The organism is Streptomyces sp. NPDC002324 (genome assembly GCF_053593335.1).
The window spans coordinates 485,240-499,537 of the sequence record NZ_JBSFCF010000001.1 but is presented as its reverse complement, the minus strand read 5'-3'; the positions used below and the strand labels follow the sequence as shown (position 1 = coordinate 499,537).

At 71.0% G+C, this 14,298-nt stretch carries 12 protein-coding genes; 7 read left to right on the top strand and 5 right to left on the bottom strand.

Translation table 11 applies throughout. The annotated features are described in order from the left end of the window. Positions 1-31: 31 nt before the first annotated feature. Positions 32-2,284, top strand: a complete 2,253-nt coding sequence (locus ACWCRJ_RS02125) for a protein kinase domain-containing protein (RefSeq protein ID WP_450937437.1) — start codon at positions 32-34, stop codon at positions 2,282-2,284. Between the two features lie 30 nt (positions 2,285-2,314). On the opposite strand, the gene nadA is transcribed toward ACWCRJ_RS02125, so the two are convergent. After that, positions 2,315-3,499 (bottom strand): quinolinate synthase NadA, encoded by a 1,185-nt coding sequence (gene nadA, locus ACWCRJ_RS02120; protein ID WP_450937436.1) that lies wholly within the window; start codon positions 3,497-3,499, stop codon positions 2,315-2,317. A 352-nt stretch (positions 3,500-3,851) separates the two neighbouring features. Here nadA and ACWCRJ_RS02115 point away from each other — a divergent pair, with 352 nt between their 5' ends. Then, complete coding sequence (locus tag ACWCRJ_RS02115; protein WP_005478347.1) at positions 3,852-4,208, top strand: HesB/IscA family protein; 357 nt, start codon at positions 3,852-3,854, stop codon at positions 4,206-4,208. 124 nt (positions 4,209-4,332) lie between these two features. On the opposite strand, the gene ACWCRJ_RS02110 is transcribed toward ACWCRJ_RS02115, so the two are convergent. After that, positions 4,333-6,120 (bottom strand): hypothetical protein, encoded by a 1,788-nt coding sequence (locus ACWCRJ_RS02110; protein ID WP_450937435.1) that lies wholly within the window; start codon positions 6,118-6,120, stop codon positions 4,333-4,335. Between the two features lie 84 nt (positions 6,121-6,204). After that, a complete protein-coding gene (locus ACWCRJ_RS02105) occupies positions 6,205-6,417 on the bottom strand; it encodes a hypothetical protein (RefSeq protein ID WP_450937434.1) in 213 nt (70 codons plus the stop codon). Positions 6,418-6,551: 134 nt separating this feature from the next. On the opposite strand from ACWCRJ_RS02105, the gene ACWCRJ_RS02100 reads away from it, so the two are divergent. After that, positions 6,552-7,526 carry a carbohydrate kinase family protein gene (locus tag ACWCRJ_RS02100; RefSeq protein WP_005478334.1) on the top strand — a complete coding sequence of 325 codons (975 nt, stop codon included), beginning with the start codon at positions 6,552-6,554 and terminating at the stop codon, positions 7,524-7,526. Between the two features lie 134 nt (positions 7,527-7,660). Here the strand turns inward: ACWCRJ_RS02100 and ACWCRJ_RS02095 are convergent, their stop codons facing one another. Beyond that, positions 7,661-9,043, bottom strand: coding sequence for an aminotransferase class V-fold PLP-dependent enzyme (locus tag ACWCRJ_RS02095; protein WP_450937433.1), 1,383 nt, complete (start codon positions 9,041-9,043; stop codon positions 7,661-7,663). A 303-nt stretch (positions 9,044-9,346) separates the two neighbouring features. On the opposite strand from ACWCRJ_RS02095, the gene ctaC reads away from it, so the two are divergent. From ctaC to ACWCRJ_RS02075, 4 genes are all read left to right on the top strand, one after another. Beyond that, positions 9,347-10,306 (top strand): aa3-type cytochrome oxidase subunit II, encoded by a 960-nt coding sequence (ctaC, locus tag ACWCRJ_RS02090; protein WP_020115275.1) that lies wholly within the window; start codon positions 9,347-9,349, stop codon positions 10,304-10,306. Then, a complete protein-coding gene (gene ctaD, locus ACWCRJ_RS02085) occupies positions 10,303-12,042 on the top strand; it encodes an aa3-type cytochrome oxidase subunit I (protein WP_450937432.1) in 1,740 nt (579 codons plus the stop codon). The genes ctaC and ctaD overlap by 4 nt, the downstream gene beginning before the upstream one ends. Then, complete coding sequence (locus ACWCRJ_RS02080) at positions 12,039-12,437, top strand: cytochrome c oxidase subunit 4 (RefSeq protein ID WP_045555372.1); 399 nt, start codon at positions 12,039-12,041, stop codon at positions 12,435-12,437. Before ctaD ends, ACWCRJ_RS02080 begins: the two co-directional genes overlap by 4 nt. A gap of 144 nt (positions 12,438-12,581) precedes the next feature. Continuing rightward, the gene (locus tag ACWCRJ_RS02075) at positions 12,582-13,829 is read left to right on the top strand and encodes an Ig-like domain-containing protein (RefSeq protein WP_450937431.1); all 1,248 of its coding nucleotides are present in this window, start codon (positions 12,582-12,584) and stop codon (positions 13,827-13,829) included. A gap of 42 nt (positions 13,830-13,871) precedes the next feature. On the opposite strand, the gene ACWCRJ_RS02070 is transcribed toward ACWCRJ_RS02075, so the two are convergent. Further along, positions 13,872-14,273 (bottom strand): response regulator, encoded by a 402-nt coding sequence (locus ACWCRJ_RS02070; RefSeq protein ID WP_046914514.1) that lies wholly within the window; start codon positions 14,271-14,273, stop codon positions 13,872-13,874. Positions 14,274-14,298: the final 25 nt, after the last annotated feature.

Genomic DNA, 14,298 nt, shown 5'->3' with positions numbered 1-14,298 from the left:
TGGGCTGCTTGTCGGGGGGAGGGACCAGGGAGTGCCGCTGCGCAGCGACGACCCCAGATCGGTCGGCGGGTACAAGGTGGTCGACCGGCTCGGCACCGGCGGCATGGGCGTCGTCTACCGGGCGAGATCCCGCTCCGGGCGCGAGGTCGCCGTGAAGGTGGTGCACGCCCAGTACGCGCAGGACTCCGTCTTCCGCAGCCGGTTCCGCCAGGAGATCGAGGCCGTCCGCAAGGTCAGCGGCGCCTTCACCGCGGCGGTCGTGGACGCCGACCCGGAGGCGGAGCGCCCCTGGATGGCGACCCAGTACGTGCCCGGCCGCTCGCTCGCCCAGCGGATCCGCGACCACGGCCCGCTCCGTGACACCGAACTGCGCCCCCTGGCCCTGGGGCTGGTGGAGGCGCTGCGGGAGATCCACCGGGCCGGTGTGGTGCACCGGGACCTGAAGCCGGCCAACGTGCTGATGGCGGACGACGGCCCCCGGGTCATCGACTTCGGCATCTCGCGCGCCGCGGAGAACCTCTCGCTGACCGAGACGGGCCAGATGATCGGCACCCCGCCGTTCATGTCCCCGGAACAGCTCACCGACGCCCGTACGGCGGGCCCCGCCTCGGACGTGTTCTCGCTGGGGACGCTGCTGGTGTACGCCCTCACCGGGCGGGGTCCCTTCGACGCGGACAGCCCCTATCTGACGGCGTACCGGGTGATGAACGACGAACCCGTGCTGGACGGGGTGGACCCGCGGCTGGGCACCGTACTGGCGCGCTGTCTGGCCAAGGCGTCCGCCGACCGGCCCGGACTCGACGACCTGGCGCGGGAGTTCGAGGCCGTCCTGCCGGAGCCGGAGCCGGGTGCCCTGCCGAGGGTGCCCCGGCGCGAGGAGGCCGCTGCCGCCGCCACCGAGATCCACCTGGAGACCGGCGCGGACCCGGCGCCCACCCCGCACCCCGCCCGCCGCCGTCTCCGCCCCCTGTCGGCCGCGACCGGCGCCGTCGGCGTACTGGTCCTCGGGCTGACCGCCTACCTGCTGGGGCCCGGCCAGGCGCGCGGTGGCGACGCGGCGACGCCCGCACCGTCCCCGACCTCCCGCTGGACGCCGCCGCCGAGCGGCTGGAAACCCTGGCAGACGACGCTGTTCGCGACGGCGGAGGCGGGCGCACGGCGGTCGCTGCCCGCGAAGGACGGCAACAACGGCGGCGCACCCTCCTGCCAGGTGCACGGGGACGACCTCTACTGCGGGGGCGCGGGAGTCCTCCCGGTCCGCCTCGACGGCCGGACCGGCAGGACGCTCTGGCGGGCGGGCATCGCGCCGGCGGCCACCGTGCGGGACCGGTACTACGCCGGTGTCCTCGGTGTCCGGGACGGCACCGTCCTCGTGCAGCAGACCGTCTTCAGCGGCGAACCCGTGGTGGACCCCATCGATCTCATCGCCCTCGACGCGGACACCGGTGAGCGGCTGTGGACCCGCCGGGTGGGCAGCACCGACATCGACCCGGCAGCGATCGGCGACCTCGTCCTCACCGCCGAGCCCGACGGCCGGACGGTCACGGCCCGTTCACCGCGCACGGGCGCCGAGCGCTGGTCCCTGCCGTTGCCCGCCGGCCACCACTGCGTGTTCACCTCGGCCGGAGCGGGCACGTACGCGCACTGCCGCCCGGTGACCCGGGACGCCAAGGCGGCGAACACGGAGTCCCGGGTCCTGGTCGTGGACCGCGCCGACGGCTCGGCCAGGACCGTGAAGGTGCCGCTGGAGAGCGTCCTCCTCGGCGTGAAGCAGGGAGATCTGGTCCTGGTCGGGGAGGACCCCGAGCACACCGACGGGGCCCCCGGCAGCGACCCGGCGTACGACACGACCCTGCTCGTGGACCTGGAGACCGGGACCCGTGTGACGACGAAGCCGGGCCAGAACGGGCGGGGCCGGGCGGCCCTGGCGGGCGGCGTGCTGGTGTACACCCGGTCCGGCGGCCAGGTGACCGGTGTGTCACCGCACACGGGCGAACTGCTGTGGCGGACCCGGACCAGTCTGGAACGGCCGGGCGCGCCCGTGTACGACGCCGCGACGAGCACCCTCTACCTGGTCAGCGACACCGGCAGGGTCGCGGCGCTCGACAGGGTCAAGGGCACCCTGCTGTGGGAGACGCTGCCCAGGACCACGCCGACCTGGTCCGTCCAGGGCACGCCCTGGGCGAGTCCCCGGACGGGAGCGCTGGTCGTGGCCGTCGCCGACGGCACGGTCTTCTCCCTCGACCCCGCCCACCCCGACCGCGAACCCGCCGCGTCGGGGTGAGCACCTGTCCCGCTCGGTCCCCAGGGACGGTTACGGCAGCGCCAGCATCCGCTCCAGCGCCAGCTTCGCGAACGCCTCCGTCTCCTTGTCGACCTCGATGCGGTTGACCAGGGTGCCCTCGGCCAGCGACTCCAGGGTCCAGACCAGGTGCGGGAGGTCGATGCGGTTCATGGTCGAGCAGAAGCAGACCGTGCGGTCGAGGAAGACGATCTCCTTGCCCTCCGGCGCGAAACGGTTCGCCAGCCGCCGGACCAGGTTCAGCTCGGTGCCTATGGCCCACTTGGACCCGGCCGGAGCGGCCTCCAGCGCCTTGATGATGTACTCGGTCGACCCGACGTGATCGGCCGCCGCCACGACCTCGTGCTTGCACTCGGGGTGGACGAGGACGTTCACGCCCGGGATCCGCTCCCGTACGTCGTTCACGGACTGCAGGCTGAAGCGGCCGTGCACCGAGCAGTGTCCCCGCCACAGGATCATCTTCGCGGCCCGCAGCTGCTCGACCGTGAGGCCGCCGTTCGGCTTGTGCGGGTTGTACAGGACACAGTCGTCGAGCGACATCCCCATGTCCCGCACGGCGGTGTTGCGCCCCAGGTGCTGGTCCGGCAGGAACAGGACCTTCTCGCCCTGCTCGAAGGCCCAGTCCAGGGCCCGCTTCGCGTTCGACGAGGTGCAGATCGTGCCCCCGTGCTTGCCGGTGAAGGCCTTGATGTCGGCCGAGGAGTTCATGTACGACACGGGCACGACCTGCTCGGCCACGCCCGCCTCGGTGAGCACGTCCCAGCACTCGGCGACCTGCTCGGCGGTGGCCATGTCGGCCATGGAGCATCCGGCGGCCAGGTCCGGCAGGACGACCTTCTGGTCGTCGCCGGTGAGGATGTCCGCCGACTCGGCCATGAAGTGCACACCGCAGAACACGATGTACTCGGCCTCGGGCCGCGCCGCCGCGTCCCGCGCCAGCTTGAAGGAGTCGCCCGTGACGTCCGCGAACTGGATGACCTCGTCGCGCTGGTAGTGGTGGCCCAGCACGAAGACCTTGTCCCCGAGCTTCTCCTTGGCGGCGCGGGCGCGCTCCACCAGGTCGGGGTCGGACGGGGAGGGGAGGTCGCCCGGGCACTCGACACCCCGCTCGCTCCGTGGGTCGGCCTCGCGGCCGAGCAGCAGCAGGGCGAGGGGCGTCGGCTGTACGTCGAGCTCCTGGGTCTGGGCGGTGGTCACGGCACGCACCCTTTCTGTTCTGCGGCTCGCCGCCCCCAGGGAGGGGCGGCGGGACATCCGGGCGATCCTTTTCGTCGAATTGACGCTATCTATCATAACCGCTTCACGTCAGTTTGACGATGGCCATAGTGTCCATGTGACATGAATCCCGGCGGCCCGCGCCGGACGGCCCGGTCCGCCCCCGGGAGCGTGGCGTTGTCCACAGCCCCCGGCGACCTCGTGCCCCTGCCGCGGGCCATGTGCGAGCATGAAGACAGACGCGTGGCACATCCGCGCGACCCGGAATGAATCCGGGGCTCCGGCGGTTGCACCCGTCGGCAAGCAGTCTCCGTACAACCCGGGAGAGATGTAGATGTCCGTATCGGACGAGACCGGCACCGTCACCGACGGCATCATCGTGACCGACGCCGCCGCGGCCAAGGTCAAGGCCCTGCTCGACCAGGAAGGCCGTGACGATCTGGCGCTGCGCGTCGCCGTTCAGCCCGGCGGCTGCTCCGGCCTGCGCTACCAGCTCTTCTTCGACGAGCGCTCGCTCGACGGTGACGTCGTCAAGGACTTCGACGGCGTGAAGGTCATCACCGACCGCATGAGCGCCCCGTACCTGGGCGGTGCCACCATCGACTTCGTCGACACCATCGAGAAGCAGGGCTTCACCATCGACAACCCGAACGCGACGGGTTCCTGCGCCTGCGGCGACTCCTTCAGCTAGGGTCCCCGCCCGCGCGCGGCACCAGTGACGCGCACGGCGACGTTCAGGTACGACGAAGGCGGCGTCCCCCTCGACGGGGGAGGCCGCCTTCGTCGTACCGGGCCCGGTGCGGCCCCGGCGGCGCCTACCGCGGTTCCAGCTCCGCGATGCCGCCCTTCGGGATCGCCTCGCCGTCCGACCCGACCACCTTCCGGTCGCCGAGCGGCTCGTCGAGTCGCACCGTCCGCTCCATCGCCTTGGCGATCAGGATGCAGGACCTGCCCTCCTGCGGGGTGTCGGTCACGGTGACGCGCACCTCGCGCGAGTCCTCGCTCACCCCGGCCGTGTACTCGCCGCACACCCCGCCCCAGAAGGTCACGGTCAGCTCGTCGCCGTCGACGCTCCAGCCCTGGATCCGCACATCGCGCGAGGACGCGCCGGTGGAGGGTGTGTCCCCCGGCCCACCGGGCTTCTCGGTCGGCGCCGAGCGGGACTCGGGTCCGGCCAGGTACGCGGGATCGATCGCCGGGTGGGTCACCGTGTAGGTGTCCTCGGCCCCGGTCGGCCGCACCTCGAACAGCCAGGACGGCACCAGCGCCGGCCGCCCGTCCACCTGGTGCGAGGCCAGCCCGAACACCGCCTTCTCGACGGCGACCGCCTCCGGCTTCGGTGCCGTGGTCACCCGCTCGCACGGCGTCTCGCCCGACGTGGCCGTCCCGCTCCCGACGACGGCTCCGTCCTCCCCCTCCAGCGGTACGGGACCGGTGCAGCCGCCGATGCCGCCGCGCTCGGTGCCGACGCCCTGCCCGGAGCGGTTCAGCAGCTCCAGCGCCCGGTCCGCGTCCACGACGGGGTACGTGTCGCTCCTGACCGGCGACTTCAGGTTGCCGTTGCCGCCGAGCACCTGGCCGTCCGCGCCGATGCGGATGCCGGTCGCCCAGCCGTAGGTGGGCAGCCCGCCCACCTCGGGGTCCGCGTTCACCACTCGTACGGCGCCCATGAGCTGGGTGGCGTCGAGCTTGGCGTCGTCCTGGCCGACGGCCTTGAGGACGGGCGCCGCGGCCTTCCGGGCCACCGCCTCGCTCACCGGGTCGCCGGCGCCGGCATCGCCGCCGGACGCGCAGACGGTCACCTTCTCGCAGTTGTCCGTGCCCGGCGTGTACCGGTCGAACGTCCAGGCCCCCGGCGCCTGCCGGGCCACCCGCAGCACCGGCTCCGAACCGTCCCCGGCCGCCCCCACCCGCCAGCCCTCACCCTCGGCCGTCGGGTTGCCCGTCACCCCGAGCGCCTCGGCGAGCCGCGCCACCTCGGCGGCCGTCACCTCGCCCTTCAGCGCGTACACCGGAGCCGAGCCGGGGCCCTCGGGGAGGTCGTCACCGGCGCGGTAGGTCACCCCGTAGGGGTTGGGTTCACCGGGCGCGATGCCGTTCGAACCGCCGCCCGAGTATCCGTCGAGCGCGAGCGGCGGGGGAGTGCCGTCGCCGCCGGGCGCACCGGAAGCCTTGCCGTCGCCCCCGGACCCGTCGGAAGCGTTGGTGGCGAGGAGCGCCCCACCGCCCCCGACCAGCAGCACCGCGGCGGCCACGGACGCGACGACCACCCGGGAGCGCCGTCGGCCCGACCGCTCGGCACCGCCGCCGCCCACGACCTCCGCGCCACCGTCGTGGCCGGCGCCCGCACCGCCGTCGCCGTCGGCGGCTTCGCCACGGCCGTCCACGTCACTCGCAGCATCCGCATCCGCAGCCACAGTCGTATCCGCAGCCACAGTCGTATCCGCAGTCACGGCCGTATCCGCAGGCTCACCGGCCCGGTCGGGCGCCTCGGCCCCGTCCGCCTCGGTGGCGTCATCCCCGGCAGCCCCGACCTCCTCGGCGGCGTCGGGCTCGGGGCCCTCGTCCGGGTTCTCGGGGTTGTCGGGTCGCTCGGAGTTCACCGCATAGCTCCTTCGGCAGGTCGTACACCGCATCCCCTCTACGGGGGACGGCGATGGGACGTGGCGCGGGAGCCGACGGTTCCCTCAGTAGCCGTACTCCGGCATCGCGTCCACCAGCCGGGCGGACGTCACGGGCACCGTGACCCCGTGAATGAGCGAAGGGGAGACCGGAGCCGTAATGACCTTCGCGGGGGCCGCCCAGTGCGGAGCCATCCGGGCGCAGTCACCGCGCAGCGCCGCGAGGCTGCCGCCGTCCGGGTCGAACGGGACGGAGCCGTGGATCTTGAGGTTCGTCATACCGGCACCGTACGCACCGTGAACCCGCGAAGAAAGACCTACTATCGGGTAGTTTCGCATGCTTCAGAGCAGGTGGGCGACCCGGTAGCGTGAACTGTCAATCCCCTCTCCCTTCGCAGGAGTGTGTCCTCGCCGTGCGTATCGCAGTCTCCGGCTCCATCGCCACCGACCATCTGATGACCTTCCCGGGCCGCTTCGCCGACCAACTGGTCGCGGACCAGCTGCACACGGTCTCTCTCTCCTTCCTCGTCGACCAGCTCGACGTACGCCGGGGCGGTGTCGGCGCGAACATCGCGTTCGGCATGGGACAGCTCGGCACGCGCCCGATCCTGGTCGGCGCGGCGGGCTCCGACTTCGACGAGTACCGCGCATGGCTCGACCGGCACGGGGTGGACACCGCCTCCGTGCGCATCTCCGAGACGCTGCACACGGCCCGCTTCGTGTGCACCACGGACGCCGACCACAACCAGATCGGGTCCTTCTACACCGGCGCGATGAGCGAGGCCCGCCTCATCGAGCTGAAGACCGTCGCCGACCGCGTCGGCGGCCTCGACCTCGTCCTGATCGGCGCGGACGACCCGGAGGGGATGCTCCGCCACACGGAGGAGTGCCGCACCCGGGGGATCCCGTTCGCCGCCGACTTCTCGCAGCAGATCGCCCGCATGGACGGCGACGAGATCCGGATACTGCTGGACGGCGCCACCTACCTCTTCTCCAACGAGTACGAGAAGGGCCTCATCGAGTCCAAGACCGGCTGGTCGGACGCGGAGATCCTCGCCAAGGTCGGCCACCGGGTGACCACGCTCGGCGCGCGCGGCGTCCGCGTCGAGCGGGCCGGCGAGGACCCCATCGAGGTCGGCTGCCCCGAGGAGGAGCGCAAGGCCGAGCCCACGGGCGTCGGCGACGCCTTCCGGGCGGGCTTCCTCTCGGGGCTGGCCTGGGGTGTCTCGCTGGAGCGGGCGGCGCAGGTCGGCTGCATGCTCGCCACCCTCGTGATCGAGACGGTGGGGACACAGGAGTACCAGCTGCGGCGGGCGCACTTCATGGACCGGTTCGAGAAGGCGTACGGGGACGAGGCGGCGGCAGAGGTGAAGAAGCACCTGGGCTGAGGTGGGCCCCGGCGGCCTCCGGGTCGCCGTCATCGACGTGTCGTCGGCCGCGGGTCCGTCGCGGCCGGCCCCGCGGTTCCCCGCGCCGCTGAGAGGCCTTCGGCCCTCTCCCGGGCGCGGGGCCTCGCGTCGCCTCAGCTCACCCTGCGCACCACATAGGCCGTACCCCGCTCCACCGGCTCCTCGCCCACGTACTCCTGGCCCCGCATCTCGCACCACGCCGGGATGTCCAGGCGCGCCGCCTCGTCGTCCGAGAGGACACGGACGGTGCCGCCGACCGGGACGTCCCCGATCACCTTGGCCAGCTCGATGACGGGGATCGGGCACCGCTTGCCGAGCGCGTCCACGACGAGGGCGTCCCCCCGCACGGCCGTCACGGCGGTGCTCACCGGCGCCCCCAGCTTCTCCCGTACCGCCGCGACCGCCCCCGGCAGCACGGACAGGAACCGCTCGACGTCCTCGGCCGCCGCCCCCGCCGGCAGGGAGACCCGCACGTTCCCCTCGCTCAGCACCCCCATGGCCCGCAGCACATGGCTGGGCGTCAGCGTGCTGCTCGTACAGGAGGAGCCCGAGGAGACGGAGAAGCCCTCGCGGTCCAGTTCGTGGAGCAGTGTCTCCCCGTCGACATAGAGACACGAGAAGGTGACCACTCCGGGCAGCCGGCGCTCCGGATCGCCGACCACCTCCACATCGGGCACCAGCGACGGCACCCGCGCCCGGATCCGCTCCGTCAACTCCCGCAGCCGCACCGCCTCTGCCTCCGCCTCCGCCCGCACGGCCCGCAGCGAGGCGGCGGCCGCCACGATCGCCGGGATGTTCTCGAACCCGGCGGCCCGCCCCGACTCCCGCTCGTCGGCGGGCCCTTGTGCCGCGAAGCGCACCCCCTTGCGTACGGCCAGCAGACCGACCCCGGCCGGGCCGCCCCATTTGTGCGCGCTGGCGGTCAACACCGACCAGTCACCGTTCACCCGCCCCCACCCGAGCGACTGCGCCGCGTCCACCAGCAACGGCACGCCCGCCGCCCGGCACGCCTGCGCGACCTCGGCCACCGGCTGCTCGGTCCCCACCTCGTGGTTGGCCGACTGCAGACACGCCAGCGCCGTGTCGGGACGCAGGGCCTCGGCGTAGGAGGACACGGCGACCGCCCCCGTACGGGCCACCACCACCCGGCTGACCGACCCGCCGTCGTCCTCGTGCGTCCGTGCCGCGTGCAGCACCGAAGAGTGTTCGACGGACGACACGATCAGGTGGCGTCCCACCCGCCGCCGCCCGGCCAGCACCCCCGCGATCCCGGAGTGCACCGCCCGGGTCCCCGACGAGGTGAAGACCAGTTCGTCCGCCCGGCACCCCACCGCCTCGGCGGCGGCTTCCCGGGCCGCGTCCAACAGCAGCCGCGCCCGCCGCCCCTCCCGGTACAACCGCGCGGGATCGGCCCACCCTTCGTCCAGCGAAGCCGTCAGCGCCTGCCGCGCGACGGGGTGAAGGGGAGCGGAGGAAGCGGAGTCGAAGTAGGCCACAGGCCAACGCTAAAGCCTCGGGCCGACGACACCGGGGCGCGGGGAACCGCGCGAACGGCCACAACGCGCGCGCACCCGTCAAATCACCCGAACCCCCGAGCTATTAGGCGCACCCGACACCCGGAGTAGCCGCTACAAGTGACCCCCGGCGAGTTGGGCCCCCCTCCCCGCGCGACCCCAAAACGCGTCCAGTAGGGTTTGGTCCGCATAAACATCCAAACCCCTGCCCGTCGCAGGGCGGCGACCGACCAGCGAGAAGGCCGCAGCCATACCGCGCGGGCGAGACTCTCGGGAAGGCGCTACGTGAGTCCCAACGGCTCCGACCGCTCGCCGCGGCGCCCGATGCGGCGGAAGCTGCTGCAGGCAATGACCGCAGGCCTGGTCCTGGCGACCGCCACCGGTTGCACATGGGAGGACTTCCCCCGCCTGGGTATGCCCACCCCGACCACGGAAGAGGCTCCGCGGATCCTCTCCCTGTGGCAGGGGTCGTGGGCGGCCGCGCTCGCCACGGGCGTGCTGGTGTGGGGCCTGATCCTGTGGAGTGCTTTCTTCCACCGGCGCAGCCGCACCAAGGTCGAAGTTCCCCCACAGACCCGGTACAACATGCCCATCGAGGCGCTGTACACGGTCGTCCCGCTGATCATCGTCTCGGTGCTCTTCTACTTCACCGCCCGCGACGAGTCGAAGCTCCTCGACACGTCGAAGAAGCCCGACCTCACGGTCAACGTGGTGGGCTTCCAGTGGAGCTGGTGCTTCAACTACATCGAGAACGTCGAAGGCTCCACCGGCGACGCGGCCACCGACGAGAACCTGGCCGCGATCCCGGACCGGTACAAGAAGGACTTCCCGGCGAACGCCGGCGGCGTCTACACCTGCGGCATTCCTGGCGACAAGAACCCGCAGACCGGCAACCCGGGCCCGACGCTCTGGCTCCCGGAGGGCAAGACGGTCCGCTTCGTCCTGACCTCGCGTGACGTCATCCACTCCTTCTGGGTGGTGCCGTTCCTCATGAAGCAGGACGTCATCCCGGGCCACACCAACGCCTTCCAGGTGACCCCCAACCAGGAGGGAACCTTCCTGGGCAAGTGCGCCGAACTGTGCGGCGTGGACCACTCACGGATGCTCTTCAACGTGAAGGTCGTCTCCCAGGAGCGCTACGAGGAGCACCTCAAGTCGCTCGTGGAGAAGGGCCAGACCGGTTACGTCCCGGCCGGCATCGAGCAGACGAAGCACGAGAAGAACCGGGAGACGAACGTACTGTGAGCATCCTCAACGAACCTCAGGGTGCCGAGACAGCGGGTTCCCACTACGAGGACGAGCTGCCGGTCCGGCGCCAGCGTCGTGGTGAGGTCGTCGTCAAGTGGCTGACGACCACCGACCACAAGACGATCGGCACGCTCTACCTGGTCACGTCGTTCGCGTTCTTCTGCATCGGCGGCGTCATGGCGCTCCTGATGCGCGCCGAGCTCGCCCGCCCGGGCACGCAGATCATGTCGAACGAGCAGTTCAACCAGGCGTTCACGATGCACGGCACGATCATGCTGCTGATGTTCGCGACGCCGCTGTTCGCCGGATTCACCAACTGGATCATGCCGCTGCAGATCGGCGCGCCCGACGTGGCGTTCCCGCGGCTGAACATGTTCGCGTACTGGCTGTACCTCTTCGGCTCGCTCATCGCGGTCGGTGGCTTCCTCACCCCGCAGGGCGCGGCCGACTTCGGCTGGTTCGCCTACAGCCCGCTGTCGGACGCGGTCCGCAGCCCGGGTATCGGCGCCGACATGTGGATCATGGGTCTGGCCTTCTCCGGCTTCGGCACCATCCTCGGCGCGGTCAACTTCATCACCACGATCATCTGCATGCGCGCACCCGGCATGACCATGTTCCGCATGCCGATCTTCGTGTGGAACGTGTTGCTGACCGCCGTCCTGGTCCTGCTCGCCTTCCCGGTCCTCGCGGCCGCGCTGTTCGCCCTGGAGGCGGACCGCAAGTTCGGCGCGCACGTCTTCGACGCGGCCAACGGCGGCGCGTTGCTCTGGCAACACCTCTTCTGGTTCTTCGGCCATCCAGAGGTGTACATCATCGCCCTGCCGTTCTTCGGCATCATCTCCGAGGTCATCCCGGTCTTCTCCCGTAAGCCGATGTTCGGCTACATGGGCCTGATCGGAGCGACCATCGCGATCGCCGGCCTCTCGGTCACGGTGTGGGCGCACCACATGTACGTCACCGGAGGCGTACTCCTGCCGTTCTTCTCCTTCATGACGTTCCTCATCGCCGTACCGACGGGCGTGAAGTTCTTCAACTGGATCGGAACGATGTGGAAGGGCTCGTTGTCCTTCGAGACACCGATGCTCTGGGCCACCGGCTTCCTGATCACCTTCACCTTCGGTGGTCTGACCGGTGTCATCCTGGCCTCGCCGCCGATGGACTTCCACGTCTCGGACTCGTACTTCGTGGTGGCGCACTTCCACTACGTGGTGTTCGGCACCGTCGTCTTCGCGATGTTCTCCGGCTTCCACTTCTGGTGGCCGAAGATGACCGGCAAGATGCTCGACGAGCGCCTGGGCAAGATCACCTTCTGGACGCTGTTCATCGGCTTCCACGGCACGTTCCTCGTCCAGCACTGGCTGGGCGCGGAGGGCATGCCGCGTCGTTACGCGGACTACCTCGCGGCCGACGGGTTCACCGCACTGAACACGATCTCCACGATCGCCTCGTTCGTCCTCGGTCTGTCGATCCTGCCGTTCCTCTACAACGTGTGGAAGACGGCCAAGTACGGCAAGAAGGTCGAGGTCGACGACCCGTGGGGTTACGGCCGTTCGCTGGAGTGGGCGACCTCCTGCCCGCCGCCCCGGCACAACTTCCTCACCCTGCCGCGGATCCGCAGCGAATCCCCGGCGTTCGACCTGCACCACCCGGAGATCGCCGCGCTCGAACAGCTCGCGCACGGCGGCCCGGCGGCCGATGAGCTCGCGGCCAGCGGCAAGGAGGCCGGCAAGTGAAGGTCCAAGGCAAGATGTTCATCTGGCTGGCCGTTTTCGTGCTGGCCATGGCGATCGTCTACGGCGTGTGGTCGAAGGAGCCGGCCGGAACCACGGCGCTGTTCCTCGCCTTCGGCCTGTGCATCATGGTCGGCTACTACCTGGCCTTCACGGCCCGGCGGGTCGACGTGGGCGCGCAGGACAACAAGGAGGCCGACGTCGCGGACGACGCCGGTGAGCTGGGCTTCTTCAGCCCGCACAGCTGGCAGCCCCTCGCCCTGGGCGTGGGCGGCGCGCTCGCCTTCATGGGCGTCGTCTTCGGCTGGTGGCTGCTGTACTTCTCGGCCCCGATCATCATGATCGGCCTGTGGGGCTGGGTCTTCGAGTACTACCGCGGCGAGAACCAGAACCAGTGACACCGCGCCCGTAACACGCGCAGAGCGGACGGAAGCCCGGACACTCCGACAGGAGGTCCGGGCTTCCCTCTTTTGCCACACCGTCCGTCGCTCGGTCGGGTCACCCGGCGCGCCACGCTTGACGGGCGTTCCTACGGTGAACTCATGAGCACATCACCCCGTAACCGTACGGTCGCCGGCTGCACCCTGTTGGTGGTCTCCCTGGGAGCGGGCGTCACCGCCTGCGGTTCCGGTGGCCACCCGCTCTCGGGCAAGCCGTACGACGCGGCCGACCAGGTCTCCTTCAACACACCGACCGGCAAGGGCGCCAAGGCCGACCCCGACAAGCCGCTGGAGGTCACGGCGCAGGACGACGGACGCATCACCGACGTCACCGCCGTGGACGCCGCAGGACGCTATGTGGCGGGCGAACTCTCCGAGGACGGGGGCCGCTGGCACTCCACCTCACCGCTGGCCGCCAACGCCCGCTACACGGTCCGGGTGAGCACGGAGGACGAGGACGGCGCCCCCGGCCGCGAGACCCTCGCCTTCGACACCGGCCGCCCCCTCACCAAGAAGCGTCTGAACGTCACCTTCGGGCCGAAGGAGGGCCGGTACGGCGTCGGTCAGCCCGTCACCGCCGAGCTGAGCCGCCCGGTCAGGGACAAGGCCGCCAGGGCCGTCGTCGAACGCGCGCTGAAGGTGGACTCCACCCCCGCCGCGGAGGGCGCCTGGCACTGGGTGGACGACAAGAAGCTCCACTACCGCCCGAAGGAGTTCTGGCCCGCCGAGGCCACCATCCGGGTGCACAGCAACCTGGAGGGCCTCAAGGTCGGCGACCGGCTCTGGGGCGGGAAGGCCGAGCCCATCGAGCTGACGACCGGCGCCAAGATAGTCGCCGTCACCGACGCCTCCTCGCACCGGATGACGGTCTACAAGAACGACCAGGTCATCAAGGAGATACCGGTGACCACCGGCAGGCCCGGCTACGACACCCGCAACGGCGTCAAGGTCGTCCTGGCCAAGGAAGGTACCGTTCGCATGACCAGCGCCAGCATAGGCGCGTCGGACTTCTACGACCTGACCGTGCACCACTCCGTCAGGGTCACCAACAGCGGCGAGTACGTCCACGCGGCCCCCTGGTCGACCGGCTCCCAGGGGTACGCCAACGTCAGCCACGGCTGCACCGGCATGAGCATGGGCAACGCCGAGTGGTTCTACGACACCATCAACGAGGGCGACATCGTCGAGGTCGTCAACTCGGCCGGCGACACCATGGCCCCCTTCGGCAACGGCTACGGCGACTGGAACCTCGACTGGAAGAACTGGCGCGAGGGCAGCGCCCTGGTCGGCGGCACCGCGGAGACGCCCTCCCCCCAGGTGCAGGCCCGCCTGAGACCGGAGTCGGTGTAGGGGCGGGCCCGCGGCGGGCCGGCGCCCCCGCCCGCTGGGGCACTAGGCGCTCAGCGCCTGCTTCCGGCGCAGCAGCGACGCCAGTGCCGAGGCGAACTCCACCGGCTCCACCGGCAGCGTCACCGCCGCGTCGGCCCGGCTCCAGGTCGCCAGCCAGGCGTCCTGCGGCCGCGCGATCAGCACCAGCGCGGGCGGGCACTCGAAGATCTCGTCCTTGATCTGCCGGCACACGCCCATGCCTCCCATGGGCACGGCCTCACCGTCCAGGACGACGACGTCGATCCCGCCCTTGTCCAGCTCCTTGATGACGGCGGCCGGGGTGGCGCACTCCAAGAACTCGACCTGCGGCACGTCGGCAGCCGGTCGCCGGCCGGTGGCCAGCCGCACCTGCTCCCGGGTGCCCGAGTCGTCGCTGTAGACCAGCACCGTGGCGGTGGGCTGCATTGTTCCTCCGTTACGCAGTGGTCGG

What these genes read in the sequence shown, in the direction of transcription:
- ACWCRJ_RS02115 (WP_005478347.1), top strand. Translation starts at nt 3,852, where the DNA reads ATGTCCGTATCGGACGAGACCGGCACCGTCACCGACGGCATCATCGTG.
- ACWCRJ_RS02105 (WP_450937434.1), bottom strand. Translation starts at nt 6,417, where the DNA reads ATGACGAACCTCAAGATCCACGGCTCCGTCCCGTTCGACCCGGACGGC.
- ACWCRJ_RS02075 (WP_450937431.1), top strand. Translation starts at nt 12,582, where the DNA reads ATGAGCACATCACCCCGTAACCGTACGGTCGCCGGCTGCACCCTGTTG.
- ACWCRJ_RS02070 (WP_046914514.1), bottom strand. Translation starts at nt 14,273, where the DNA reads ATGCAGCCCACCGCCACGGTGCTGGTCTACAGCGACGACTCGGGCACC.